The organism is Saccharopolyspora aridisoli, from assembly GCF_004348445.1.
GTDB lineage: Bacteria > Actinomycetota > Actinomycetes > Mycobacteriales > Pseudonocardiaceae > Saccharopolyspora > Saccharopolyspora aridisoli.
In genome coordinates this window covers 33842-60387 of sequence record NZ_SMKV01000033.1, presented here as the reverse complement: position 1 = coordinate 60387, position 26546 = coordinate 33842, and the positions used below count along the sequence as shown (strand labels likewise).

The window sequence follows — 26546 nt, the reverse complement described above, 5'->3', positions numbered from 1 at the left end:
ACCGAAGCGGCTTCATCGTTCGACTTGCATGTGTTAAGCACGCCGCCAGCGTTCGTCCTGAGCCAGGATCAAACTCTCCAACAATGCCTTGTTGAAACAATCCCAGCACACGCTCAACAACCACAAAGGATCGGAGCGTGATACTCAAAGAGACCACCAACCACCAACACGATCACTCGCATCACTGGTCAGGGGCATAAAAGAACACTAACCAAAACAGTCCACTGTTGAGTTCTCAAAGAACACACCCACACCATCGCCACAACCCCATCATTCAGGGCCACGCACTCCGGGGAGTCATTTCCTCGTTCTTGTGTTGGTAACTCTAGCAGGCCCTCGTTTCGGCGTTTTCAGGGGGGTCCCCTTACTTTCTCGCCGGAAGTTGCGAGCCCTGTTCGAGTTATCAACTGCCGGTCGGACGCGGAACCGGAGCTCCACACCTATCCAGCGGCCGTCTTACGTTACCCGGTGCGCTTCGCGGTGTCAACCCGCGCGCCCCGAGCCGGTTTGCGCTGTCACGTGGGCCCGAACCGAGTTCGGGACCTCGTGGCGCTCCCGGTGCCGTTCGCCGCGAACACTCCGCGTCGTTCGGCTTTCCGTGCGACGAAGAAGAAGTTACGCACACTCTGCGTCAATGTCAAATCGCCCTGATCAGACCTTGACGCCACCCGTTCGGCGCAGGGCGGTCACTTCTGCTTCGGTCGCAGCCAGAGCTTCACGCTGCTTCCCCCGCCGGCGGCCTTCATCGCTTCCAGCAGGTCAGAGGACTCGACCGGACGGTCGCGGCCGACCGGCACCAGCTCGTAACCCCAGGTTCCGAACTCACGGAGCGCAGCCGCTGGATCATCGCCGAGACCGCTGATCGCGTCTGGTGTGAACGAGCACACGATCGACGGACGATCACGGCGCAGCATCCGCACCAGACCTCCCAGCACCCGGTGGACCGTGGCACCCACGTCCACGTGCACCACGGAGAGCTTGAGCTTCTCCAGCGAGGCGTGGTTCTCCAGCTCCTTGTCCAGCCGGAACGCCGGCACCCGGGCGCCTTGTCCCTGCCCGGCGTCCGGTGCGATCGGGCTGACCGACACGCCGCCGGCGAGCGCGGGTTCTTCAGCGAGCTCCCCCGGGCCGTCCCAGGCCGCGCCCTCGATGAGCAGCAGCCGATTGGCCCACGCCGAGGGCACGTTCATCTCGACGTTGTGCTTGAGCAGCGCGCGAGCCTGCTGACTGGGTTCGACCGCGACGACCGCACCGCTGTTGCCGAGCTTGCTCAGCACCCGCACGGTCTGGTACCCGACGTAGGCGCCGACGTCGAGGAACACCCCGTCCGGTTCGAGCAGCGAATCGATCAGCGCCGAGGTGTCGGCGTCCCAGGACGGGTTCGACGACAACCACGGCAGCATCAGCGCGTCGTCTGTGGGCAGCCGCATCAGCCCGGCGTCGCAGAGCACCGGCGTCGTGGTGCCGTCCCCGCCACCGGTGGCCCGCTCGTGCTCGCGCAGCAGGATTCGTTGGAGCACGTCGGTGCGCTGCAACGCGTTCGCCGCGTCGCCCGCCGCGCTGCGGACCCCGGATTCGAGGTCGTGCCGAGGTTGCCTGGCCTCCATCGCGTCCATGCGGTCGAGGACCTTCTCCAGCGCGCCGGTGAGGCCGTCGATGCGTTCGGCGAGCGCGTCGACCCGCTCATGCGAACCGCCGGTGCTCGCCGGGGCCCTGGACTCCTCCAGGCGCCGGAGCCTGCGGTGCTGATCGGCGAGGTCCGCTCGGGCGCGGACCAAGCCGTCATCGGTGCCCACCAGTTGCGCGCCGAACTGGTCCTGCCTGCGCAGCAGCTGCGCGAGCTCGGCGCGCATGCCCTCGACGTCACCGTCGCCGTCCGACTCGTACTGGCGGCGCAGCAACTCGCCCGCGGTCTGCTCGACCCCGTCGACCAACGAGCGGAGCACGTCGCGGATGTGGTCGTCGTAATGGCTCAGCGCGCGCAGCACCGCCTTGCGCAGGGTCGGCGCGATGTTGCCGCCCTGGCCCACGTCCGGCGCCCGGTGCAGCGCGTGCCGTGCCACCAGCAGCGGGCGCAGCGGATCGTCGAACTGGCCGTGCTTGTCACCGGACCACTTGGTGCGCCAGTTGCGGTAGGCGTGCTCGACGCGTTCCCGCAGGCGGGCGCCGGCGCGGGCCACGGTGTGCGTGCCCAGCAACGTCTCCCTGGCTGCGACACCGAAGGCCGCGGTGCCTTCCGGGTCTTCGGCGGCGTCGCGCATGATCTCGGCGGCGGCATCGACGTCCGGTTCGCTGACGCCTTGGCAGGGCACGAGGCGCGCGCACTGGTCGCCGAGGAGTTCGGCGACGGCGCCGTGCTCACCGGCGATCACCGGCACACCGTGCGCGGCTACCTCCAGCAACCGCAGCGCGTGCTCGTCTCCCGCGTCGCCCCGGTGCAGCGAGACGAAGCAGTCCGCTGCCGCGAGCAACGCGTGCAAGTCGACGTCGTCTTCGACGAGCGTGACGCGGGAATCCGCCGCGGTGGCCAAGCGGAGCCGTTCGGCGGCCTCCGGGTGGCGGGCGGCACCGTTCACCGCCACCAGCAGGCGCACGTCGTCGCGCTCGGCGAACGCGGTGAGGAACGCCGAGACGAGGCCGAGCGCGTTGTCGGCGCGTTCTGCGGCGTGGTCGACGTGGGCGGCGATGACGAACTCCTCGGAGAGCTCGAACCGCGCGCGGGCTCCCTTTCGGGTCGGCAGGTCGATGCGCTTGCGCTCGGGCGCGGGCAGCGTGACCACGCGCGTCTTGTGCCCGTTCCGGCGGACCGCGACGCGGCTGCTCTCCGACAGGACCCAGGTCTCGGCCGCGTCCGAGTCGAGGCCGCCGCTGCCGGTGTGCACGTCGATGACGTAGCGACCTGCCGGCACGGACAGGCCGGGGGCGCAGCGCAGCACCACCGGGTAGTAGGCGGTGTCGGCGGAGGGCAGGCCGGAAGCTCCGACAGCGGTGCGCACCAGGTCGGCGAGCGGCCCGCTGCCCAGGACCGCGACTCCGAGCTGATCCACGAGCGCCAAGTCGCCGCGGGTGCGGCGGTGCACGGCCTCGGCAGGCACCCGACCGCTGGCGACGCCGACGCCCGCGCACCACTCGTGGAACGCCCCGGCGTCGGCACCGAAGGGATCGGGGTAGTCGCGGCGGAGGAGGTCGTCGTCCGCCCAGACAGCCGCTGTCCAGCGGGATCCGCCCGCGGTGCGCTGCCGGTCGTCGGCCGGGGCGCAGGCCCACTCCTTGAACGCCGAGGCTCCGTCGGGTTCGAACGGGCTCGGCGGTGCTTCCCCGTCGCCGAGCCAGACGTCGAGGTACTGGCTGCGGAGGCTGTCGGGCAGCAGGACACCGTCGGCCAAGGCTTCGAAGGGGTGCGGCTGTTCGCGGCCGTACCCGGCGTCGACCAAGGCGTTGCGGTAGCTCGCGCACAGCCCGGCCAGGACCGGGTTCTCCGACAGCAGCAGTCGCGGGTTGTCGGCGTAGTCGGTCGACAGCAGCCAGGGTCGCTGCGGCTGGAAGCCGTCGAAGTGCACGCTGCGCAGCACCGATCCGTCCACGACGTGCTCGCCGTCGGCGACGTCCAGTTCGCGCTGCGCGGCGTTGAACACCGACAGGCCGACGCCCGGATCGCGGATCACCTCGTGGTCGACGAGCGCGGGAGCGCCGTCGAGGAGGGGCGCGGTCATCGTGGGGTCGTGGCGCAGCTGCTCGATCCAGGTGGTCAGCAGGTCCTCGGCACCGGGACGGACCGCGAATGCGCTGGAGTCGAAGGTGCCGGATTCGACGAGGTCAGCCGGGCCGGGTCGAAGTCCGTCGGCGGCCAGCGGATGCAGCACGCGGGGAACCAGGGCGACCGGGCGTTCGGCGGTCAGCCCGGTGAGGAGTTCGGTGAACGGGCCGAAGACCTGCACCCACGGTTCGAAGTGCAGCACCGTCGAGCCCGACCGGAGCAGGTGCTTGAGCAGTCGCGGACGAAGCACGCCGCGCAGCTGCTCGGCGGTGCAGCCGATGGCCAGCCTGGCGAATTCTTGCGGGTCCACGCCGATGTCGGTGATCGACAGCGCGTCGGGCTCCTCGCGGACGGCGCCGGGATCGTCGACGACCAGCACGACGAACCCGGATCCGGGGTGGTGCTCGCGGAAGCTCTTGCGCAGCACGCGCGCCGCGGGCAGCTGGTCGCGACAGGCGAGTGTGCAGCCGAGCAGGGTGAGCGCGGAGGACCGGTCCGCGGACGGCTGCTCGGCGGGCCACTCCGGTTCGACGGACTCCGACGACTGCTCCGAAACGCCCGACTGGAGCTCGACGGCGGACTCGCCGGAGCGCGTTTCGTCGTGCTCGGGGTGCGGCTGCGAATCAGTCACATCCGCAACCTATCGCCCCACCCTCCTCAGGAGACTCTGCGGTCCCTTCGCTTGGCAGTGCGAGGTGGGCAACCCTGAGCGGCGCTGTGGGCGAGGCGTGCTCGCGCACAGCGCCGGTCAGAACCCAGCGGTGCGAGTTGCTCGGGTGGAGCGAGGAGGAACCGGCTTCGCCGGTCGCCTCACAGGCTGCCCTCCTACAGGACCGGGAGCATCGAGGAGAGCTCGTATGGCGTGACTCGGCTTCGGTAGCTGTTCCACTCCTCGCGCTTGTTGCGGAGGAAGAAGTTGAACACCTCCTCGCCGAGGGTTTCGGCGACCAGTTCGGAGTTCTCCATCTCGCCGAGCGCCTCGGTGAGGTTCTGCGGCAGGTTGGCGTAGCCGGCGGCCTTGCGCTCGTGCTCGGTGAGGCTCCAGACGTCGTCCTCGGTGGCGGGCGGCAGCTCGTAGCCCTTCTCCACCCCACGCAGGCCGGCGGCGAGGATCACCGCGTACGCGAGGTACGGGTTGCAGGCCGAGTCGGGGTTGCGGACCTCGACGCGACGGGACGAGGACTTGCCGGGCGAGTACATCGGCACTCTGACCAGCGCGGAACGGTTCGCGTGGCCCCAGCAGACCGCGGTCGGGGCTTCACCCCCGACGACGAGCCGCTTGTAGGAGTTCACCCATTGGTTGGTCACGGCGCTGATCTCGCGCGCGTGGTGCAGGATGCCCGCGAGGAACGCCCGGCCCGTCTCGGACAGCTCGTAGGGGTCCTCGGGGTGGTAGAAGGCGTTCTGGTCGCCTTCGAAGAGGCTGAAGTGGGTGTGCATGCCCGAGCCCGGCTGGTTGCTGAAGGGCTTGGGCATGAACGAGGCGCGCACGCCCTGGGTGATCGCGACTTCCTTGACCACGTAGCGGAAGGTCATCACGTTGTCGGCCATCGTGAGCGCGTCGGCGTAGCGCAGGTCGATCTCCTGCTGGCCGGGGGCGCCCTCGTGGTGGCTGAACTCCACGGAGATGCCCATCGCTTCGAGGGTTTCGATGGCGTTGCGGCGGAAGTGCGGGGCGGCGTCGTGGCTGGACTGGTCGAAGTAGCCGCCGGAGTCGGCAGGCTCGGGTTCGCTGCCGTCACCGGGAAGCCCCTTGAGCAGGAAGAACTCGATCTCGGGGTGCACGTAGCAGGTGAAGCCGGATTCGGTGGCGCGCGACAGGGTCCGGCGCAGGACGTGTCGCGGATCCGACCAGCAGGGCGATCCGTCGGGCATCTGGATGTCGCAGAACATCCGGGCCGAGTAGTGCTCGCCGTCGGCGGTCTCCCAGGGAAGCACCTGGAACGTGCTCGGATCGGGCTTGGCGACCATGTCCGACTCGTAGACGCGGGCGAAGCCCTCGATCGCCGAGCCGTCGAACCCGATGCCCTCGGCGAAGGCGCCCTCCAGTTCCGCGGGCGAGATCGCCACTGACTTGAGCATGCCGAGGACGTCGGTGAACCACAGCCGCACGAAGCGGATGTCACGTTCCTCCAGGGTGCGGAGCACGAACTCCTGCTGGCGGTTCATAGCCGCACTCTAACTTCCTGGCCCTGGGAACGTCTTGAGCGGCGTGGCCGGTACCGGAGGCGTTCACCAGAGCCCGGTCGCGACGGCCGTCAGCCCGTGCAGCGGGTCCCCTCGGGCGGCACTTCGAGGTCGACCAGGTACTTCGTCCCGGCGTCGTCCACGCAACTCACTCCCTGCAGGTACACGGTGTGCTGGGTGCCCTCGTAGGTCAGCAGCCTGCCGTGCAGCGCCTGCACGAGCTGCACACCGGCTTGGTACGGCGTGGCCGGGTCGGCGGTGGTGGAGATGACCAGCACCGGCGGCAGCTCTCCGACCTGCGGCTGGGTGGGCTCGCCGGTCACCGGGACCGGCCAGAACGCGCACATGTCGCGGGCCGAGCTCGGCGGGTTGCCGTCGTCGAGGAACGGCGCGGCCTCCCGGTAGCGGCGGTCGGCCTTCCGGACCTCCTCGGGATCCGTGACCCGCTTGTCGTCGACGCAGTGGATCGCGTCGAAGGCGTCGGTGGTGTTGCTGTAGCGGCCGCTGGAGTCCCGGCCGAAGTAGCTGTCGGCCAGGCTCAGCATGGTCTGGCCGCGGCCTTGCTGGAGTTCGGCGAGCCCGGTGTCGAGGGTCTCCCACAGCGTCGGCGCGTAGAGCGCTTGGATCGCCGCCATGGTGGCGTCCTGATAGGACAGCTCGCGGCCCTGGCCCGCCTGCACCGGGTCGTCGACCAGCGGGCGGGTCAGCTGCTGGAACCGGTGGACCGCCTGCTTCGGGTCGTTGCCGAGCGCGCACTGCGAGCGGTCCGCGCACCAGTCGGCGAAGTCGTCGAAGGCGCGCTGGAAGCCTGCGCCCTGCGCCACCAGTGCCTCCACCGTGGTCTGGCCGGGATCGATCGCGCCGTCGAGCACCATCGCTCGGACGTTGCCGGGGAAGCTCTCGGCGTACTCCGAGCCGATCCGGGTTCCGTAGGAGTAACCGAGGTAGTTCAGCTTCGGTTCGCCCAGCGCGGAACGCAGCACGTCCAGGTCTCGCACGACCTCGCGGGTTCCGACGTTGGCGAGCATGTCCACGCCCGTGCGCTCGGCGCACTTGCTCGCGTACTCGCGCTCCTCCTGCTCGGACTCGGCGACGCCGGGCGGGGAGGTGTCGGCATCGGAGTCGAGGCGTTCGGCGTCGCGCTCGGAGTCGCTCAAGCAACGCACCGCCGGTTCGGAGGCGCCGATGCCGCGCGGGTCGAAGCCGACCAGGTCGAAGCGCTCCCCGAGCTCGTTGTCGCTGACGCTCGTGGTCAGGCTCGCCGCCGCGCTCATCCCCGACGCGCCGGGGCCGCCCGGGTTGACCATCAGGGCTCCGATGCGCGACTGCTGGTCGGTGGCCGGTTTGCGCAGGACACCGATCCGGATCGTCTTGGCTTCCGGATGCGCGTAGTCCATCGGCACTTCCAGCCGCGCGCACTCCAGAGCCGGGTCCTGGAACGCGGACCGGTCGGCGGAGGTGGTCGCGTAGCCGGAGCACGGGCCCCACGCGAGTTCTTGGCCGTAGAACCGGTCCAGTCCGGTGGGGATCGGGCCGACCGGCCCCTTGCGCTCGTTGTGCGGTTGCAAGGCCTGATCGCCTTGGACGCCGCAACCTCCGGCGACCAGCACGAGCAGGGCCATCGCGGTGAGCACTCGGTGTGGTCGGGCCATTCCGAGATCGTGACATGAACATGCCCATGTGATTCATGTCGGGCAGGGGCACACCACCTTGGTGGGTGCGCGAAGATGGGCGCATGCCCCAGTTGCGGATCGCACTCGCACAGGTCAACACGTGTGTCGGCGACGTCGCCGGCAACAGCTCGATGGTCCGGGACTGGACGCGGCGGGCTGTGCAGGACGGCGCCCACGTGGTGGCGTTCCCGGAGATGACGCTGTCCGGTTACCCGATCGAAGACCTGACGCTGCGCAAGTCGTTCGCCGCCGCGAACCGCGACGCGCTCGAGCAGCTGGCTCGCGATCTCCAGGCCGACGGCTGCGGTGACGCGCTGGTCGTCGTCGGTCACCTCGGGCGGGACGACGAGGGGCCGCGCAACTCCGCGTCGATGCTCTACAGCGGCGAGGTCGTGGCCACCTACGACAAGCACCACCTGCCCAACTACGGCGTCTTCGACGAGGCGCGCAACTTCGCTCCGGGCTTCGAACTGCCGATCGTCAAGCTGCACGGCGTCGACGTCGGTGTCGTGATCTGCGAGGACATCTGGCAGAACGGCGGTCCGGTGGCGGCACTGGGCAAGGTCGGCGTGGACATGGTCGTGTGCATCAACGCCTCGCCGTACGAGCGCTCCAAGGACGACCAGCGGGTGCCGCTGGTGTCGGCCCGCGCGGTCGAGGCGGGTGCTCCGCTGGCCTACGTGAACCTGGTGGGCGCGCAGGACGAGCTGGTCTTCGACGGCGATTCGCTGATCGCCGACGCCGAGGGGCGGATCATCGCGCGGGCGCCGCAGTTCGCCGAGCACCTGCTGGTCGCCGATCTGGAGCTGACCTCGGGCGGGCACACCTCGACGACGGTTCCGGCCGAGCCGGGTCCGATCCGGATGCCCGCCTTCGACGTGAACCGGACCGTGCTGCAGCCCGAGCCGGTGCCGAGCTACGAGCCGCGTCCGCTGCCGGTGCCCGCCGAACCGCTGTCCGACGAGGCCGAGGTGTGGGGCGCGCTGGTCACGGGCCTGCGCGACTACGTGCACAAGAACGGTGCGCGGACGGTGACGTTCGGGTTCTCGGGCGGTATCGATTCCGCGGTGTGCGCGGCCCTGGCCGTGGACGCGCTGGGTCCCGATTCGGTCTACGGCGTGTCGATGCCGTCGGTGTACTCCTCGGAGCACTCGCGCTCGGACGCCGCCGACCTGGCTCGACGGCTCGGCTGCCACTTCGAGACCCACGCGGTCGCCGACATGGTCGAGGTCTACGTGCGGCAGCTGGACCTGACCGGGCTCGCCGAGGAGAACGTGCAGGCCCGGGTGCGCGGCGTGCTGCTGATGGCGCTGTCGAACCAGCACGGACACCTGGTGCTGGCCACCGGCAACAAGACCGAGCTGGCGGTGGGCTACTCAACGATCTACGGCGATGCGGTGGGCGCGTTCGCGCCGATCAAGGACGTGCCGAAGACGCTGGTGTGGAAGCTCGCCCGGTGGCGCAACGACGCCGCCGAGAAGCGTGGCGAGGTGGCGCCGATCCCGGAGAACTCGATCAGCAAGGTCCCCTCGGCCGAGCTGCGCCCGGATCAGACCGACCAGGACTCGCTGCCCGAGTACGACGTGCTGGACGTGGTCCTGGACGGCTACGTGGAGGGCGACAAGGGCTACCAGGACCTGGTGTCGGACGGTTTCGACGCGGAGCTGGTCGAGCGGGTGCTGCGGATGGTCGACGGGGCGGAGTTCAAGCGTCGGCAGTACCCGCCGGGCACCAAGATCACGTTGAAGGCGTTCGGCCGCGACCGCCGGCTGCCCATCACCAACCGCTGGCGCGAGATCGCGCCGTAGGCGCCTCGCCTCGGGTGGTGGCGGTTCTGGTACGAACTGACCGGTTCAGCCCAGAACTCCCTGCTCCCGCAGCCGCCACCCGAACTTGAGGGCAAGCGCGGACCCTAGACTCGCGAGAACTCGTTTCGGGGAGCCGCTGGGCGGCTGACCGTGTTCGTCCGAGCATTGGGGGCCGGTTGTGTGGGTTGTGCATGCGCTGTGCGACTCCCCTGACCGGCTGCTGGTGTGGGCGGAGGACTCGGAGCTGCCCGCCCGGTTGCCCGGCCGGGCTCCTGCCGGGGTCCTGGCGCATCCGTTCGCGGTCCCCGCGGACGAGCTGCTCGAGGCGCTTGCGGTGGAGGGCGTCGCCGCCGACGGCGCTGAGCTGGCGCTCCCGTCGTTCGCCGCCGCGCCGGTGGCGTCTCCGGAGCTGGTCCGGGATCCGCTGACCGCCGACGCCGCACCGCGCGGGAAGTTGCGGTTGCGGCACTGGCAGGTGCCCGTCGTGGCGATCCGGCCCTCCGCACTGCCCGAACTGCTCGCCGCCGAACTGCCCGGATGTCGGATCGGATCGGACGCGCGGTTCCTGCGCGAGCTCGCCGACTTCGCCGAAGCCCTGGTCGCGGGTGGGCGGGTGCTGCCCTCGCTGACCTCCGAAGACGAGCGGCCCGCGGCGCGCTGGACTCCAGCGCTGTCGGGTTCCGACTCGGCGCGGTTCGTCGCGCTCCGCGAGTCCATGCCGCACGCCCTGCGCGCAGCCGGCGGCGGCGCCCCGGAGGAGGTCCTGCACGCGGCGCTCAACGCGCTGGTCGACAGCATCGCGCGCAGCAGGCTCGCGGGTGAGCTCACCGACGGCAGGGGTGTCGCGGCGGGCTGGCTGAACGCGCTGTCCGGTGAACCGCACTTCGACGGCGACCGCGCTCAACTGCGAGAACTCGCCCATCAGCTGGAGTCCTGGCGCAGCGGGCTCGCCGGGCAGAGCCCGCTGCGCACCTGCTTCCGGCTGCACGCACCGGACGACGACGATCCCGATTGGATCGTGGAGTTCATGCTGCAGGCCGTCGACGACCCGGGCGTGCTCATCTCCGCGCAGGACGTGTGGGCCGACAACACCCAGGTGCTGCGGCGCTGGGTGGACCAACCGCAGGAACTGCTGCTCGCCGAACTCGGCCGGGCCAGCCGGATTTGCCCTGAGCTCGACACCGCGCTGCGCTCCTCGCACCCGACCGAGCTGGTGCTCGACACCGAGGGCGCCTACGAGTTCCTCAGCCGCGCCGCCCAGCTCGACCAGGCCGGATTCGCCGTCCTGCTGCCGTCCTGGTGGGGGCGCAGTCAGCGCCGGCTCGGCCTGAAGCTCAACGCCACCAGTTCCGGAACCGCGGGCACGGTCACCAAGGAATCCGGCATCGACAAGAACGCCTTGATCGACTACCGCTGGGAAATGGCGCTGGGCAACGAGACCCTGACCAAGGACGAGCTCGCGGAACTGGCCGCCGCCAAGGTCCCGCTGGTGCGGATGCGCGGCCGCTGGGTGCAGGTCGACCGCAAGCGGCTCGCCGCGGGGCTGGCGATGCTGGAGCGGGACGCGACCGGCCAGATGACCGCCCTCGACCTGCTCAAGCAGGCCGGTGGCGAGGGCGAGGAGCAGCGACCGCTGCCGGTGGTGGAGGTCAACGCCACCGGGTGGCTCGGCGAGCTGATGTCCGGCCTCGCCGACCAGCACCTCGAACCCGTCGACCCACCCGCCGGTTTCGGCGCGGCGCTGCGCCCGTACCAGCGGCGCGGGCTGGCGTGGCTGGCGTTCCTGAACCGCCTCGGCCTCGGCGGGTGCCTGGCCGACGACATGGGCCTGGGCAAGACCGTGCAGCTGCTCGCGCTGGAAGCCCTCGCCCGCCAGGAGGAGCCCCGCCCTCCGACGCTGCTCGTCTGCCCGATGTCGGTGGTCGGGAACTGGCAACGCGAGGCGGAGCGCTTCGCGCCCGGCCTGCGGGTGCACGTCCACCACGGCGGCCGGAGGCTCAGCGGCGAGGACCTGCGCGAGGAAGTGGAGCGCTACGACTTGGTGATCACCACTTATCCGCTCGCCGCGCGGGACTCCGACGCGCTGCGCGAGATCCGCTGGGAACGGGTGGTCCTGGACGAGGCGCAGAACATCAAGAACAGCGCTTCCCGCCAGGCCAGAGCGGTTCGCGGCCTGTCGGCCCGGCAGCGGATCGCGCTGACCGGCACGCCCGTGGAGAACCGGCTGGCCGAGCTCTGGTCCATCATGGACTTCGCGAACCCGGGAATCCTCGGTTCGCTGAGCACCTTCCGCGCCCGCTACGCCGTGCCGGTCGAGCGCGACGGCGACACCGACGCGGCGGCCAGGCTGCGCAGGGTCACCGGCCCGTTCGTGCTGCGGAGGGTCAAGACCGATCCCGCGGTCATCAGCGACCTCCCGGACAAGATCGAGGTGAAGCAGCTGTGCAACCTCACCTCCGAGCAGGCCACGCTCTACCAGGCGGTGGTGGACGACATGCTCGCGCGCATCGCCGAGAGCGAGGGCATGGAGCGACGGGGGCTGGTGCTGGCGACCATGTCCAAGCTCAAGCAGGTCTGCAACCACCCCGCCCAGCTGCTCAGCGACGGCTCGGCGCTGCCCGGCCGTTCCGGCAAGCTGGCGCGGCTGGAGGAACTGCTCGAATCCGTGCTCGCCGAAGGTGACAAGGCCCTGGTGTTCACCCAGTTCGCCGAGTTCGGCGGGCACCTCGTGCCGCACCTGTCGGCGCGCTTCGACACCGAGGTGCCGTTCCTGCACGGCGGGACGCCGAAGAAGGCACGCGACACCATGGTCGAACGGTTCCAGGATCCCGACGGGCCGAAGATCTTCTTGCTGTCGTTGAAGGCGGGCGGTACCGGGCTGACGCTGACCGCCGCCAACCACGTCATCCACCTCGACCGCTGGTGGAATCCGGCCGTCGAGGACCAGGCCACCGACCGGGCGTTCCGCATCGGGCAGCGCCAGGACGTGCAGGTGCGCAAGCTGACCTGCATCGGGACCCTGGAGGAGAAGATCGACAAGATGATCGAGGACAAGAAGGCGCTGGCGCAGCTGGTGGTGGGCAGCGGCGAGAACTGGCTGACCGAGCTGTCCACCCAGCAGCTGCGCGAGCTCGTCACGCTGGACGCGGAGGCGACCGGTGCCTGAGCAGTGGAAATTCGAGGCCCGCGGACCGATCCGGGTCACCGATGGCATCAAAGCGCGCAGCAAGCGCGGCACGATCGCGCAGACCTGGTGGTCGCAGCGGTTCATCGAGGTGCTGGAGTCCTTCGGCATGGGCGGCCGGCTGCAGCGCGGCAAGAACTACGCGCGCTCCGGCCAGGTGCTGAACATGACCTTGTCGACCAGCGTCGTGGTCGGCCTGGTGCAGGGCTCTCGGGAGGAGCCGTACCGGGCGCGGATCGGCATCAAGGCGTTCACCTCGCAGCAGTGGGCGCACATCGAGCGGGAGCTGGCGGGCCAAGCGCTGTACGCGGCCAAGCTGCTGGCCGGGGAGATGCCGACCGACCTGGAGGAGGTGTTCGCCGAGCTCGGGCTGGAACTGTTCCCGTCGACGATGCGCGAGCTGACCATGGACTGCACGTGCCCGGACTGGGAGATCCCGTGCAAGCACCTGGCCGCGACCTGCTACCTGCTCGCGGAGTCCTTCGACGAGGACCCGTTCCAGATCCTGGCGTGGCGCGGCCGCCGCCGGGAGGAGCTGCTCGACCGGCTGCGCGCCTCGCGCGGCACCCAGCAGGTCATACCCGAGGAGACCTCGGAGGAGGCGCCGCTGTCGGATCACCTGCACGACTTCTGGACCAGCCCCTCCCCCGCCGGAACTCCCGAATCCGCCACGAGCGGGACGCCCGTGCTCGACGAGCTGGAGCCGCTGCCGCTGAAGGTGAACGGCACCGCGGTCACCGACCTGCTGCGGCCCGCGTACCGGGCGTTCACCGGTTGAGCGGTGCGGGGAGGGGAGTACCCCCAGGTGGCTCCCCTCCCCGCCTCGGCACGACTCCCACGCGCTCCAACCGTTAGACGCCTCCCCGAGCACGAGGTTGCCTGCCGGAATTTCCCGTTATTGCCGAACCTCGCAGCCCCGGGGCTGGCCCTCGCGGCGTCGACGGGTTATGCCTTGTCCTGCACGAAGATCGGGAGGTCGCATGCGTTGGGTGGAGTTCAGCATCGGGTTGGTCATGGCCACGGCGGTGACGGCGGGGTGTTCCGCACCGCCGCCTGCACCGCCGCCTGCACCGCAACCGGCGCCGAACCGGCTGCAGGAGGTGGAGCAGCGCGGTGAGCTGCGGGTGTGCAGCACCGGCGACTACCGGCCGTTCACCTACCGCGACGCCGCCGGGGCGTGGAGCGGCATCGACATCGACATCGCCCGCGACATGGCCGCCAAGCTCGGCGTGCGCGCCACCATCGTGCCCACCACGTGGAAGACGCTGCTGGACGACTTCGTCCAGCACTGCGACCTCGCCGTCGGCGGTGTGTCGGTGACGTTGGAGCGGGCGCAGCAGGCGTTCTTCAGCACGTCGTTCGGGGTGGACGGCAAGACGCCGATCACGCGCTGCGAGAACGTCTCCCGCTTCCAAACGGTGGAGCAGATCGACCAGCCCGGTGTGCGCGCCGTGGTCAACCCGGGTGGCACGAACGAGAAGTTCGCCAAGCAGAACCTCGAGCGGGCCACCGTCGTCGATCACCCGGACAACAACACGATCTTCCAGCAGATCATCGACGGCCACGCGGACCTGATGATGACCGACGCCTCGGAGACCCGCTGGCAGGCGCGGCAGCACCCGGAGCTGTGCGCGGTGCACCCGGATCAGCCGTTCACCTTCGCCGAGAAGGCCTACCTGCTGCCGCAAGGGGACGTGGCCTTCCAGCAGTGGGTCAACCACTACCTCGACATCGCCCGCAACGACGGCACGTACCAGCGCTTCTCCGCGCCCTGGATCGGTTGACCGGCTGTGATGTGAGGCAGCAGTCATCGCCTCCCCGGGGTCCGCGTGCGACGCTGGCGAGTACAACCATCCGCAACGACCCGGGTACCCGTTTCGGGCCTCGAGGGAAAAGGACGGTCAACGATGAACGCTGCCCACAACCAGGGCGAGACCGCGGCCCCGTACGGATCGGGACCGACCCGGCGCAAGGTGCGCATCCACCACCTCCAGCAGCTCAAGGAGCGCGGCGAGCCGTGGCCCATGCTCACCTCCTACGACATGTACAGCGCCCGCATCTTCGACCAGGCCGGCATCCCGGTCCTGCTGGTCGGTGACTCGGCGGCCAACAACGTCTACGGCTACGAGACCTCGCTTCCGGTGACCGTCGACGAACTGCTGCCGCTCACCCGCGCCGTGACCGGCTCCGCCGAGCGCGCGCTGGTGGTCGCCGACCTGCCGTTCGGCTCCTACCAGGCCTCCCCCCAGCAGGCGCTGGAGACCGCGACCCGGTTCATGAAGGAAGGCCGCGCGCACGCGGTGAAGCTGGAGGGCGGTCGCCGCTTCGCCCCGCAGATCGAGGCGCTGACGTCGTCGGGCGTCCCGGTGATGGCCCACATCGGCTTCACCCCGCAGCACGAGCACGGCCTCGGCGGCTACCGCGTGCAGGCCCGCGGCGACCAAGCCGAACAGCTGCTCCACGACGCCCTGGCCGTGCAGGAGGCCGGCGCGTTCTCGGTGGTGCTGGAGATGGTCACCGCCGAAGCCGCCAAGCGCGTCACCAGCGAGCTGCGCATCCCCACCGTGGGCATCGGCGCCGGCCCGGACTGCGACGCCCAGGTCCTGGTCTGGACCGACATGGCAGGCATGAACACCGGCCGCACGGCCAAGTTCGTCAAGAAGTACGCCGACCTCGGCGGCATCCTCTCCGGCGCAGCCGAGCAGTTCGCCGAAGAGGTCAAGAGCCGCAGCTTCCCCGGCCCCGAGCACTCGTTCCACTGACCCGCTGGAGCCGGGGTGGGCTCGGCACGCCCCGGCTCCAGCCCTCAACGCGCCCGGTGGGCGAGGACGTCCGCGTGGCAGGCCCTGGGGGCGCACCAGCAGCCCAGCGCCCTGCCTGAGAGCTCTCCTCCGCGGAGGCGTTCGAGGAGGTCCGGTTGGCCGTCGAGCCATTGCTCGTAGTGCCGGACCATGGCTTCGCGGTCGGTCTTGGCCTCGGAGACGAACGGGCTGGCGAAATCCGACTGCGGCCACGAGTGCCTCGGGCCGGAATGTCCCACGTAGGTCAGCACGTCCTGCTCGAGGAGCCACGGGACCAGGTGCTTGTGCGGTCCGTCCTTGCGGACGTTGACCACCACCGCGTGCCCGTCGAGCAGAGCGTCCGCCCGCTCGCGCTCGTCATCGCTCCAACTGCTCGCTTCCTCCGGCAGCACCCGAACCACCTCCGCCTCCAGCCTGCCCTCCGTCACCGCCAACACCGATCACGGCCGCCACCACCACCCGGGGCGCCGCCGTGATCGGGTCGTCCCGGTCCTCGGGGGAGGTCTTGGTCCCGGTCCTTCCTCCGGCTCCGGGGGTGGCGTTAGACGTCTGTGATGCGGAGACCTGCGTGAGCCTTGTAGCGGCGGTTGATGGCGATGAGGTTGGCCGTGAACGCCTCGACCTGGTGGGCGTTGCGGAGGCGGCCGCCGTAGATGCCGCGGACGCCGGGGATGACGCCGGCCAGTTCGCGGACGGCGTCCGTGGCCTCGCGGTCGTCGCCCAGCACCAGGACGTCGAGGTCGACGTGGTCGACCGCGAGGTCGGCGAGGGTGACCGCGGAGACGTGGTGGAACGCCGCGGTGACGCGGGACTCGGGCAGGATCTGCTCCGCCTGCTGGGCAGCGCTCCCCTCCTCGACCGGCAGCGCGTAGGGGCCCTTCTCGTCGAATCCGAGCGGGTTCACGCAGTCGATGACGATCTTGCCCGCCAGTTCGGTCCGCAGAACCTTGAGCGTGTCGGCGTGGCCCTCCCACGGCAGGGCCGCCAGCACCAGGTCCGAGGTCGCTGCGCAACCCGCGTTGTCGGCGCCGGTGACGTCGCCGCCCGCGATCTCCTCGATCTCATCGGCGGCCTGCTGAGCGCGCTCCGCGTTGCGGGACCCGATCACGACCTTCAGCCCGGCCTTGGCCCAGCGGATCGCCAGCCCCCGGCCCTGAGCTCCGGTACCGCCCAACACCCCGACGGTCATCTCCCGCACGCCAGCCACCTTCACGGCCCCTCTCGTCGCCATCGACCTTCACGATCCACAATCGACCCACTGGCCACGAGAATGCCACGAGGTGTGCCTCAGGCCACTTCGAACTCGACGTCGCGACGCTCCGGGTCGGCGGTCACCAGCCGCACTCGAACCTGCTGCCCCTCGCCCAGGCCGCTGCCGGTGCAGCGGGCGATGATCGGCGGATCGGCGACGAAGACCTCGCCCGCGACGCCGTTGGGCACCCGCAGCACCGTCGCCGGGAACTCCTCACCGAGGCGGGAGACCAGCGACCACGCCTGCGTCTGGGCGATGCAGGCCCGCTCGACCTGCGCGGCGACCCGGTCCGAACCGCCCATCGCCGACGGGAGTTCGCCCAGCGCCTCGGTGACCCACTCCGGGATCTCGCGCCCGGCCGTCACGGCCAGGCAGATCTCCGCGCAGTACCGGTCCACCAAGCGCCGGATCGGCGCGGTCACGTGCGCGTACGAGGCGCCGATGCCCGCGTGCCCGGACTTGGCGGGCGCACCGGAGTCGAACGCCGTGTAGCCGGCGCCGCGCAGCAGCCTGGTGGCCGCCACGTGCACCGCGAGCGCTTCCGGGCGTGCCGGGTCGAGCTCGGCGAGCGCTTCGGCCGCCGGCAGGCCGACCGGCCAGTGCACCCCGAGCTGGTTGGCCGAACGCCGCAGCACGTCGACGGTGCCGGAATCGGGTTCGGGCACAGTGCGCAGCACACCGACACCAGCCTCCAGCATGATCTCCGCCGCGCACATGCCGGTGAGCAGCGAGATCTCGGCGTTCCACTCCTCCACGACCAGCCTCGGCCGCAGCGCCAGCCGCCAGCCGCCTTCGCCGTCGGATTCCACCTGCTGCTCGGGCAGCCCCAGCTCGATCGCGCCGCGTCGCAACGCCTGCTCCCGGCGCAACCTGCCGATCTCCGGCAGCAGTTCGATCGACGGGTGCGCGCAGCCCTGAGCCAGGGAGCGCTGCACCCCGTCGTAGTCCAGGCGGGCGACCGAGCGCACCACCGCCCGGCGCACGTCCACCCGCTGCGGAGAACCGTCGGAATCGAGGTCGATCGTCCACAGCACCGCCACGCGCACCTGGTCGGGCAGCAGGCTCGCGGCGTCCTCGCACAGCCGGGTCGGGTGCAGCGGGATGTTGCCGTCCGGCAGGTAGAGCGTCTGCCCCCGGCCCCGCGCCTCCAGGTCCAGCGCACCGCCGGGTGGGATGAACGCGGCGACGTCGGCGATGGCGTAGTGGACCCGATATCCGCTGCCGCGGCGTCGCAGCAGCACCGCCTGGTCGAGGTCCTTGGCACCCGACGGGTCCACCGTCACCAGCGCAAGATCGGTGGCGTCGTTGCGGAAGCCCGTCGGCAGCGGCTGCGCGACGGTCTGCTCGACCTCGGCGAGCGCGCTGGTCGGGTAGTCGCGGGGCAGGTTCAGCTCACGCCGGACAGCGGCGAAGTCCAGGCCCCACGGGTGCGCGGCAACGGGAGGAACAGCGTGGACGCCGTCCGGGGACCTCTCCGCCGCCGCCACGAGAACTCAGTCCTCTTCTTTCCAGCGGCGGTCGGCCTCATCGGCCGCCTGCTTGCGCTCCTCGGCTATCTCGAGCGCGCGAGCAGCGGTCTGCTGGTCCTGGTACGGGCCCAAGCGGTCGGCGGCACGGCAGCCCGATCTGGGCTCGACCTGCCGATGCTTCAAGCAGAAGTACCAACCTCCGCGGGCCATGCCTCGAGCCTCGCACGACATCGCCCGCCTGTCACGCTTCGCGCGCCGGTTCGACCGAGATGTTCGAGCGGCCGTCACGACTCGTCACCAGGCCGGCGGTGGTGGCGGAGCCGCCGGGGGCTGGACGCCGCGCGGTGGGATCGGGTCCAAGCAGGACACCAGCACCTGGTGGTTCTCCGGGTTCTCGATCCGGCGACCGTCGCGCATCCGGTACTCCAGGTCGCCGTCGTCGCCGACCTCCACGGTGCAGCCGACCTCGGCCAGCTGGTCGTCGTCGAGGTTGGCCAACCGCTCGTAGCGGGACGGCAGCACCCGGTAGACGGGCCACTGCACGTGCCCGAACGCCTGGTGGAACTCCGCGAGCAGGTTGCGCATCTGGTGCTGCCACGGGAGTGGCATCGCCTCGGCGAGCGAACGCGGTAACACCGCGTAACCCGACGAACTCCCGGGCGGAGTCTGGTTCAAGTAGTCACCGAGCGGTGTGCTCGACGCGGGCGGACCGGTCGGCCGCGGGATCGGGTCCGGCGTGAACATTGAGCATCCTTTCCGGAGTCTCAGCAGGCCCACGCCATTCTTACCTAACGGGCGCCTCCGGCGGCGGGTACCGCGCCGGGCGGCGCGGGCGTGTCCGCTGCGGGCCGGACGACCGTCGGAAGCAGCTGCCCGCCGTCCCACAGCTTCGTGACCTCGACTGATTCGCCCGGTTGCGGCGCGTGCAGCAGCTGATCATCGCCCAAGTAGAGCCCGACGTGGTGAATTCCGTTCGGATCGCGGCCGTATCCCCAGAACACGAGATCACCCGGTTGGGCCTGTGCGAGCGGCACGTGCACGCCGCCCTGGAAGTACTGGGTCTGCGAGTACTTCGGGATCTCGACGCCCGCCGCCTTCCACGCCTGCTGCGTCAGACCCGAGCAGTCGAACGACGCCGGACCCGCCGCTCCCCACACGTAGGGCTTGCCGAGCTGGGCCTTCGCGTAGGACAGGGCCTGTCCTGCCAGCACGCTGGACCCGGGGAGGTCCTCGCAACCGGAGATGCCGGGAACGTTGCCCTCGACGCTGACCAGGTGCGCCGCCATCGGCTCCCAGCGGTGGTAGCGCAGCGGGAACGCGGAGCGCTCGACGCGCTGCGCCGCGGTACCGGGCCGAAGCTCCTCCCAACCGGGAACGGCCAGCAGGACGTCGTAGAACTTGTTGATCTGGTAGTCGACGTCGGTGACCTGCGCGACCGTTCCCCAACCCATCGAGGGCCGCATCTGGAAGATGCCCAGCGAGTCGCGGTCGCCGTGGGTCAGGTTGGCCAGGTTCGACTCGGTCTTGCCCGCCTGGATGGCGATCTGCCACGCGCGTGGGGGCAGTCCGCGCTGCTTCCCGACCTCGATGATGCGCTTGGCCAGCCCGACGGACTCCGGCTTGAGCGAGCCGGCGTCCTGCTCACCTCTCCCGGCGCCGTTGCCCCACGGCCCGAGGTTGGCGCTGCAGTTGGACCAGCCCTGGTTGCCGCCGCTGCTGCTGATCAGCATCGTCAGCGCTCCGAGACCGATCATCCCTGCGAAACCCGCGAGCACGATGAAAGCGACCACGAGCTTGCGCATGCGCGTCAACCTTCCTTGTCGTACTGAGCCACCCGCCAACCGGCCGGGGTCCTGTTCACGGTCACGTTCAGCACCCCGATGTCGCTGGGCAGCTGGACGACCATCGAACCCTCGGTCGAGGTCACCGCGGTGGGCGCTCCAGTGATCACGTTGCCCGCGTTCACCGGATCGACGGTCGACAGCTCGGTGAGGAATTCGTCAGTGGTCAGCGGGCGCAGGCCGTTCAGCCACTGCTGGCGGTCGGCGCCGACCGGGTGGTTCACCCAGGCCTCGCCCCACTTCTCCACGATCGCGACGCCCGCCGGGTCCGGCGCGGTCGGGGTCGGGCCGGCCTGCGGCACGTAGATCGTCGGCGGTCGCTTGGTCGTGGGCACCACGGCGGAGCGCTGCGGCGGGAGGGTGTACTCGGTCGTCCGCCCACCGGCGGCCTCGTTGCGGCTCGGCGGTGGTTCGGGCAGCAGGAGTCCGACGACGGTGGCCACCGCGCCCACCACGACCAGGGCGGCCGCCAGGTGCTTGGGCGAGCGCAGCGGCCAGCCCCAGAACCTGCGGTACACCGCGGCTCGCCCGCGGTGCGTCCGGATCGGCATCAGCTCCCCCTCGTGTGGTCAGCCATCGGCCACTTCCAGTCCCCGGGACGGCCGGTAGATCACGTGCACCGGACGTCCCTGCACGACCTCGCGATCGGCCAGGCGCGGCGAGTCGGGGCCAGCCGGTTGGTCCGACACCCGCTCGACGGTCGCCCGCGACGGGATCAACACCGGATCTTCGTCGTTCCCGTCCCACTTGGCATCCGCCACCGGGTTGGTGTCGACCACCCGACTGGCCGCCCGCATCTCCGGGACGCCCCGCATGCCACCCGGTCGGCGCGGCGAACCGCCACCGGCGGGCAGCGCTCCGGCCACCGCACCGCCCGAGCGGATGGAGTCCTGCGGTGCGGAGTCGTCGTCGCGGTCCAGCCGCTGGGCGACGGCCGGCAGCAGCGCCTCCGGGCGCCTCCGGCGCGGCCGGTCGCCGTACTCGTCATCGGGATCGCTGTCGCGGACCTGGTCCCAGAACTCCCCGCCGGACGGGTTCTCGCCCCGCCTGCCGAAGCGGGCGAAGATCCCGCCCTGCGCGCGGGGTGCCGCGCGTCCGACCGTGCCCACCGACAGCTCGACCATCTGCGCGATCCGCCGGATCGGCCTGGCGATCATCAGGAACACGATGGTGATCAGCGCGGCCAGCAGGATCTGGGTGAGCGCGGAGAAGCCGCGGGTCGGGTCGAAGATCCAGGTCAGGATGAGGGTGTGCAATCCGGCCAGCGCCGACACCATCACGACGTTGAGCACCGCAGCACCCGCTACGCGGCCGATCATCCGCAGGATCTGGTGGTAGACCAGCGCGATCAGGCCGATCAGCGGACCGGCCAGGATCAGCACCCGCAGCAGCACCTGCGCCAGCAGGATGGTGGCCTTGGCCAGCAGCTGGAACGAGGCGTAGGCCAGCGACTGCACGCTGCCCAGCACACCCGCGCCGACTCGGCTGCCGTCGATGCCCTGGAAGTAGCCGTAAGCGCTGCCCATCTTGCCCGCGACGTCCTCGAACGCCTGCTTCTTGGGCTCCGGCGAACCGCCGTCCGCCCCGGCGTTGACCTCCTGCTTGGTCCACGCCTGGGCGCGCAGCAGCTCCCGGCCCAGCTGCTGGGCCTGCGGCGAATCCGGCGAACCGAACTCGCCGCGCAGCCAGTTCCGGTAGATCACCTGGTCGTGCAGCAGCGTCGGCAGCGCGTTGGCCTCGTCGACGCCGACCTCGTGCAGGAAACCGGCCTGCACCGCCGAAGTCCCGGTGATCACGATCTCGTCGAGCGCGTGGGTGTAGACCAGCGGCGTCAGGTAGGTCGCCGAGGCGAACCACAACGCCGCCAACGCCCACATGCCGCGCTTGCCGATGCTGGCCAGGTCGCCCTGCCAGATGTAGCGGAACAGCACGACCGCCAGCACCAGCGCGACGATGCCGAACCAGGGCGCGAACACGCTGTCGTAGAGAGCGACCGTGCCGGTGGCGATCACCTCGTCCAACGGGTCCATCAGGTCGCCGTTGAGCAGCGCGTAGTGCAGCCCGTTGGTGGCGCCCACCAGGTTCTTGGCGAGGTTGAACAGCTCGTTGCCGACCCAGGTGTCGACCAGCGCGTTCGGGTTGGTCACCCCCTGGGGGCCGCAGCCGAGGTCGTAGGTGTGCCAGATCAGACCTGCGTAGCCGACCTCGTCGTAGGCGCTGCCCGGGTTGCCCGCGCCCATCGGCGCCGGGTCCAGCGCGCCCACCATGCCCGAGCCGGGACGCTCCGGGTTCGGAGCCTCCTTGCAGTCCAGGCCCTGGCCCCAGGCCGGGGCCGCCATCAGCGACTGGATCGCCAGCAGGCCCGCGATCAGCAGGTAGGCCCTACGACGACGGGACGTCAGCACTTCCGCCGAACGCGTCCGGCGATTGACCACCAGCACGGCGACCACCGCTGCGAGCGCAGCGGCGATCACCACGAAGCTCACGACCGCGCCGCTCACCTCGCGTCGTCCCCACCCCGCTCGCCCGGCCGGCGGGTCGAGCTCTCGGTGCCGTCATCGAAACCGATGCCGACGCTCTCGAGTTCAAACTCGTCGAACGATTCGAAATCGTCCCCGTAGTCGTCCTCCGCCGGGTTCAGCGCGGACGTGGCGGAGTCGGAGTTCACGCCGTCGCCGTCCGGCGCGGGGCTCAGCGCCCGCGGTTCGGCGTCGGGCTCGGAGGCCGGGGTGGTGTCCAACGAGTCGCGCAGGTGCTCCAGGTGCGGGCCGGAGAAGTCGATGCGGATCTTCTCCACGCCGCCCGCGCCGTCGCCGAAGATGAACTGTCGCGGCGCGCGGTCCCGCTGGGTGGCGTTGCGCGCCGGGCCGGGACGGCGTCCCAGCGCCGAGACGACCTGCTCGTAACCGGCGTCGACCGGCACCTTGAGCAGCCGCAGCGCGTCGGCCTGGGCGCTCTCGTCGTCGAGCCGGCCGATGAACACCGAGTCCAGCAGCGACACGAAACCCTGGATGCGCAGGAAGTCCGCCGGGATCTGGCTGGACAGCAGCACTCGCACGTTCCACTTCCGCGAGTCTCGGGCGAAGCGGTTCATCAGGACTCGACCGGTCGGCACCTCCGAGAGGAAGAACGCCTCGTCGATCCAGACGCCCTTGCGCTCGCCCTTGGGTCGCTCGTAGATCGACCGCTGGGTCAGCCAGGCCGCCAGGTTGAGCATCTCCACGCCCAGCGCTTCGGCGTCGGTCCAGTGCTCGCGGCCGACGCCGTCCTTGGGCAGCGTCAGACCGGCCATGGTCAGCACCGTCAGCCGGTCGTCGCGGGTCTCCGAGTACGGGTCGGCGTTGTTCTCCGGGATGAGCAGCGCCATCCGCTCCCGGATCTCGTCGAGGAAGTCGGCGACGACCACCGCGTGCTCGTGGTGCTCGCTGGCGTCGCGGCGCAGCGCCTCGAAGACCATGCCCGGGTGCGCGTCGACCCGCCCGCCGACGGCGCGGACCGCGCGCAGCAGCACGATCCGGGTCTGCGGCAGCTTCGCCACCTCGTAGGGCAGCAGGCCGGTGAGAACGTCGAGCACCAAGCGGCGCCGGGTCGCGGCGGCCAGCGCGCGTTCGCGCCGCCAGCCGCGCTCCGGGTCCTCCTCGTCGACGAAGTGCTCCAGCTCTGGTTCCGCGACCACCCGGTACGGGTTGAGGATGCCGGGCTGGGCGTTGAGCAGGTTGATGTTGCGCGCGTAGGGCTTGAGCTCCGGGAGGTTGCACAGCTCCGAGAGCGGCCCCGACGGGTCCAGCAACGTCCAGTGCGCGCCGGCCCGCAGCGTCTTGTAGACGATGCCGCCGCCGAGGAACGACTTCCCGCCACCGAGCCCGGCGACCATCGCCGTGAGACCGGAAGCGTCGCGGACCTCCTGCGCCATCCACGGGTCCCAGGCGACGGGACGCCGGGTGGCGGTGCAGGTCTCGCCGAGCAGGATGCCGCGCCGATCACCGACCTCGGCGGTCGCCTGCGGCACAGCCGAAGCCGCCCACACCACCGAACCGCGCCGCAGGTAGGCGGTGTTGGCCAGCGGCTCGCCCGGGATAAACTCGCGCGCCATCGCGTACTGCGCCTCGGGGTGCTCGATGGCGACCTTCGGCTTGTACAGGTCGAGGATCTGCTGGGCCAGCCGCAGCGCGTCGCGCTCGGTCGGGCCGGACACCGCCATCCGCCACCAGGACTTGACCCGGGTGGCCAGGGCGGTGAAGCCGGAGGTCATCTCGTCGTCGATCTCCAGCACCCGGCCCGCCTGCCGGGCCAGCGAGGTCGGCGGCTCCAGGCCGTGCTCCTCGGTGTAGTGCCGGACCTGGGAGCGGACCTTGTTCATCTGCCGCTGGAGCTCGCCTCCGACGTCCTCGGGACGCCGCACGTAGATTCGCGCCGACCACTCCACCGGGGCGGGCAGCCGGTCGGAGTGCTGCATCCACGGATCGTCGATCTCCGGGATCTGCAGGCCGTGCGTCTGACCGACGGTGAGCACCGCGACGTGCCGGGTGACGCCGGCGTTGGAGCCGGTCCGGCCGCGCACGGTCACCGTCGGCGCGTACGGGTCCTGGTGCATGTCGGAGGCGTCGGTGAACGACGCGAGGTCCTCGGGCTCCCACGGCGCGCCGGGCACCGCGGGCAGGTTGCGCGGAGCCGGGAGGCCCAGCGAGCAGGACCGGTGCATCAGCCAGGAGATCTCCTCGGCGGTCACCGGGCGGCCGTCCAACCCGGCGGACCCGATCACCTGGTCCAAGTGCTCGATCTCGCTGTCGAGCGCGACGAGCTCGGCGTCGACGGCCTCCGGGAAGACCTTGTGCAGCAGCGGGGCGGCACGTTCCACCGCGCGGTCCACGACGTTGCGGGTCTGCACCTGGACTCCCAGGTAGACCTCCTTCTCCGCCATGGACCGGCCCATCAGCTGCTGCTGCTCGCCGACCATGTAGTCGTCGAAGGACAGCGCGCCGTCGGCGTCGGGGAGCGGGTTGCGCGCGTTGTGCACGTGCGCTTCGGCCCACATCCGGATCGGGTAGGGCCGGTTGGTCACCCGCAGGTGCAACCAGCGCCCTTGCAGTTCCGCGTACTGGCCCGCGATGGCCGCGACGAGGTCCTGGCGCTGCGAGTCGGAGCGGAAGGACCAGCGCTGGGGGGAGAGCCGGTACCAGGCGAAGACGTCCTGGCCGGTTCGCAGCAGGTGCCCGTCGATGGTGCGCGCGGCGATCGACGGGGTGTAGGTCGGGATGGACTGCTCATCACCCAGACCTCGTGCGCGCTTGCGCGGCTTGCCGTTGCCCTTGGCACCGCGGACCTTGCCGCTGGAGCCGCGGGGTACCTGCTGCGGCTGCTGCTCACCGCCTCGACGGCGACCGAACACCGCGAACCTCCTTGCTACGCGTGCGCCTGCTTCCGACCTGCTGCCCGGTCCGGGTGGTGCGCGGCTGCGCCTGCCGGGCTTGTTGCCTCCTGGCCTGCGACTGTCGCGGGGCCTGCCCCTGCCGCTGCTGTCCGCGGCGGGGGCGCTTGTTCTTGGGCACGGGACGACGCCGCCGGACCCGGACTCGGGCGGCGCTGGCCGCCCCGCCGTTGGCCTGCGACTTCTCGCGGGGCGCGGTCAGCTCTCGCATCCACATGACCAGCACCGCGCCGAGCGGGCGTTCGTGCCCGATCTTGGAGCAGATGAGCCTGGTCAACGCCACCGTGATGACCAGACCCCAAGCCGTGGAGAAGAACCCGAAGCCGATGTTCATCCGGCGTTCGATGGCCAGCACCAGCAGGAACACCACCGTGCCGACGCCCCACGCCACGTAGCGAGCACGCCAGGGGAAGGTCGCCTTCGGCGGGCCGAGCCAGACGGCGTCTACCCGGTAAACCTCGTCATCGGTGCGTATCCGCACTGGACATCACCCGTTGGTGCTGAAGAGCTGTGCGATGAAGGTGCCGATGTCGATTCCCGCGTTGGTGACCGCGATGCCGACGATGGCCAGGGCGACGAGCACACCACCGACGCGGCGCATCACGCCGGCGTTGTCGCCCTTGCCGCCACCGAGCCACAGCAGCAGGATCGCCACCGTGAGCAGCAGCAGCGGTAGCACGTTGTTCAGGATCCAACCGCGGATGCCGTCGGTGCCCAGTTGTGTCTGCTGAGCGAGTACGTCCAGGTGCGCCAGTGTTTCCAGCGGCATGGCGGTCATCTCTTTACCCCTGAGTACGCGGAGTGTCTGCGGGCCGGTACCTCAACGCGTCGCGGTGATCCGCAACGCGCAGATACGAGTAGAACATGACATGGTCACCAGAAGTAGTGGTTGCGAGCTCGGGTGTGGCGGGTTGCAGCGCGACGGCGAAACGGACATCACGCGGCGAATAGGCCATTCGAGCAAGCCACCACTGGCTGGTCATCGCGGAATAGACGCCCCTTCGGCCGGTTTCGAGCCTGATCCTCGTGGCTGTTCACCCGCTTGCGAGCCCCTTCGTAACGCACCGTGAACGCTCCGGTGGTCCAGTGGATTTCCGCACATCGCGCCAGGAAGCACCCGACCGGATCACTCGACGTGATCGCCGA

General features: G+C 70.3%; 19 protein-coding genes and 1 rRNA gene. 5 read left to right on the top strand and 15 right to left on the bottom strand.

Translation table 11 applies throughout. The features are described from left to right. The 4 genes from E1161_RS21570 to E1161_RS21555 form a co-directional block, all read right to left on the bottom strand. A 16S ribosomal RNA gene (locus E1161_RS21570) occupies positions 1–84 on the bottom strand; the annotation flags it as partial. Positions 85–686: 602 nt separating this feature from the next. Continuing rightward, the gene (locus E1161_RS21565; RefSeq protein WP_132626144.1) at positions 687–4388 is read right to left on the bottom strand and encodes an FkbM family methyltransferase; all 3702 of its coding nucleotides are present in this window, start codon (positions 4386–4388) and stop codon (positions 687–689) included. A gap of 194 nt (positions 4389–4582) precedes the next feature. Next, positions 4583–5926 (bottom strand): glutamine synthetase family protein, encoded by a 1344-nt coding sequence (locus E1161_RS21560; RefSeq protein WP_132626142.1) that lies wholly within the window; start codon positions 5924–5926, stop codon positions 4583–4585. A gap of 89 nt (positions 5927–6015) precedes the next feature. Beyond that, positions 6016–7596, bottom strand: coding sequence for an alpha/beta hydrolase (locus E1161_RS21555; RefSeq protein ID WP_132626140.1), 1581 nt, complete (start codon positions 7594–7596; stop codon positions 6016–6018). Between the two features lie 83 nt (positions 7597–7679). Between E1161_RS21555 and E1161_RS21550 the strand changes: the two genes are divergently transcribed. The 5 genes from E1161_RS21550 to panB all read left to right on the top strand — a co-directional run bounded on the left by E1161_RS21550 (position 7680) and on the right by panB (position 15371). Continuing rightward, a complete protein-coding gene (locus E1161_RS21550) occupies positions 7680–9425 on the top strand; it encodes an NAD+ synthase (protein ID WP_132626138.1) in 1746 nt (581 codons plus the stop codon). A 178-nt stretch (positions 9426–9603) separates the two neighbouring features. After that, the gene (locus E1161_RS21545) at positions 9604–12591 is read left to right on the top strand and encodes a DEAD/DEAH box helicase (protein ID WP_132626136.1); all 2988 of its coding nucleotides are present in this window, start codon (positions 9604–9606) and stop codon (positions 12589–12591) included. After that, positions 12584–13387 (top strand): SWIM zinc finger family protein, encoded by an 804-nt coding sequence (locus tag E1161_RS21540; protein ID WP_207920332.1) that lies wholly within the window; start codon positions 12584–12586, stop codon positions 13385–13387. The genes E1161_RS21545 and E1161_RS21540 overlap by 8 nt, the downstream gene beginning before the upstream one ends. Before the next feature lie 202 nt (positions 13388–13589). Further along, positions 13590–14393, top strand: a complete 804-nt coding sequence (locus tag E1161_RS21535) for a transporter substrate-binding domain-containing protein (RefSeq protein WP_132626134.1) — start codon at positions 13590–13592, stop codon at positions 14391–14393. 123 nt (positions 14394–14516) lie between these two features. Beyond that, positions 14517–15371, top strand: coding sequence for a 3-methyl-2-oxobutanoate hydroxymethyltransferase (gene panB, locus E1161_RS21530; RefSeq protein WP_132626132.1), 855 nt, complete (start codon positions 14517–14519; stop codon positions 15369–15371). Between the two features lie 44 nt (positions 15372–15415). Here panB and E1161_RS21525 read toward each other — a convergent pair whose 3' ends face one another. The 11 genes from E1161_RS21525 to E1161_RS21475 form a co-directional block, all read right to left on the bottom strand. Next, positions 15416–15838 carry a DUF4326 domain-containing protein gene (locus E1161_RS21525; RefSeq protein WP_235875199.1) on the bottom strand — a complete coding sequence of 141 codons (423 nt, stop codon included), beginning with the start codon at positions 15836–15838 and terminating at the stop codon, positions 15416–15418. Between the two features lie 113 nt (positions 15839–15951). Beyond that, positions 15952–16617, bottom strand: a complete 666-nt coding sequence (npdG, locus tag E1161_RS21520) for an NADPH-dependent F420 reductase (protein WP_235875201.1) — start codon at positions 16615–16617, stop codon at positions 15952–15954. A gap of 80 nt (positions 16618–16697) precedes the next feature. Continuing rightward, complete coding sequence (locus E1161_RS21515; protein WP_132626128.1) at positions 16698–18149, bottom strand: RNB domain-containing ribonuclease; 1452 nt, start codon at positions 18147–18149, stop codon at positions 16698–16700. Positions 18150–18155: 6 nt separating this feature from the next. After that, positions 18156–18341, bottom strand: coding sequence for a hypothetical protein (locus E1161_RS21510; protein ID WP_132626126.1), 186 nt, complete (start codon positions 18339–18341; stop codon positions 18156–18158). 84 nt (positions 18342–18425) lie between these two features. Continuing rightward, the gene (locus E1161_RS21505; RefSeq protein ID WP_132626124.1) at positions 18426–18875 is read right to left on the bottom strand and encodes a hypothetical protein; all 450 of its coding nucleotides are present in this window, start codon (positions 18873–18875) and stop codon (positions 18426–18428) included. Positions 18876–18919: 44 nt separating this feature from the next. Continuing rightward, positions 18920–19933: a C40 family peptidase gene (locus E1161_RS21500; protein ID WP_132626122.1), complete on the bottom strand. Its 1014-nt coding sequence runs from the start codon at positions 19931–19933 to the stop codon at positions 18920–18922. 5 nt (positions 19934–19938) lie between these two features. Further along, positions 19939–20523, bottom strand: a complete 585-nt coding sequence (locus tag E1161_RS21495) for a hypothetical protein (RefSeq protein ID WP_132626120.1) — start codon at positions 20521–20523, stop codon at positions 19939–19941. Between the two features lie 18 nt (positions 20524–20541). Continuing rightward, positions 20542–22458, bottom strand: coding sequence for a type IV secretion system protein (locus tag E1161_RS21490; protein WP_165939900.1), 1917 nt, complete (start codon positions 22456–22458; stop codon positions 20542–20544). A gap of 11 nt (positions 22459–22469) precedes the next feature. Beyond that, positions 22470–25361: an ATP-binding protein gene (locus E1161_RS21485; protein ID WP_408012009.1), complete on the bottom strand. Its 2892-nt coding sequence runs from the start codon at positions 25359–25361 to the stop codon at positions 22470–22472. Beyond that, positions 25336–25881 (bottom strand): hypothetical protein, encoded by a 546-nt coding sequence (locus tag E1161_RS21480; RefSeq protein ID WP_132626118.1) that lies wholly within the window; start codon positions 25879–25881, stop codon positions 25336–25338. The genes E1161_RS21485 and E1161_RS21480 overlap by 26 nt, the downstream gene beginning before the upstream one ends. Positions 25882–25887: 6 nt before the next feature. Continuing rightward, complete coding sequence (locus E1161_RS21475) at positions 25888–26178, bottom strand: hypothetical protein (RefSeq protein ID WP_132626116.1); 291 nt, start codon at positions 26176–26178, stop codon at positions 25888–25890. Positions 26179–26546: the final 368 nt, after the last annotated feature.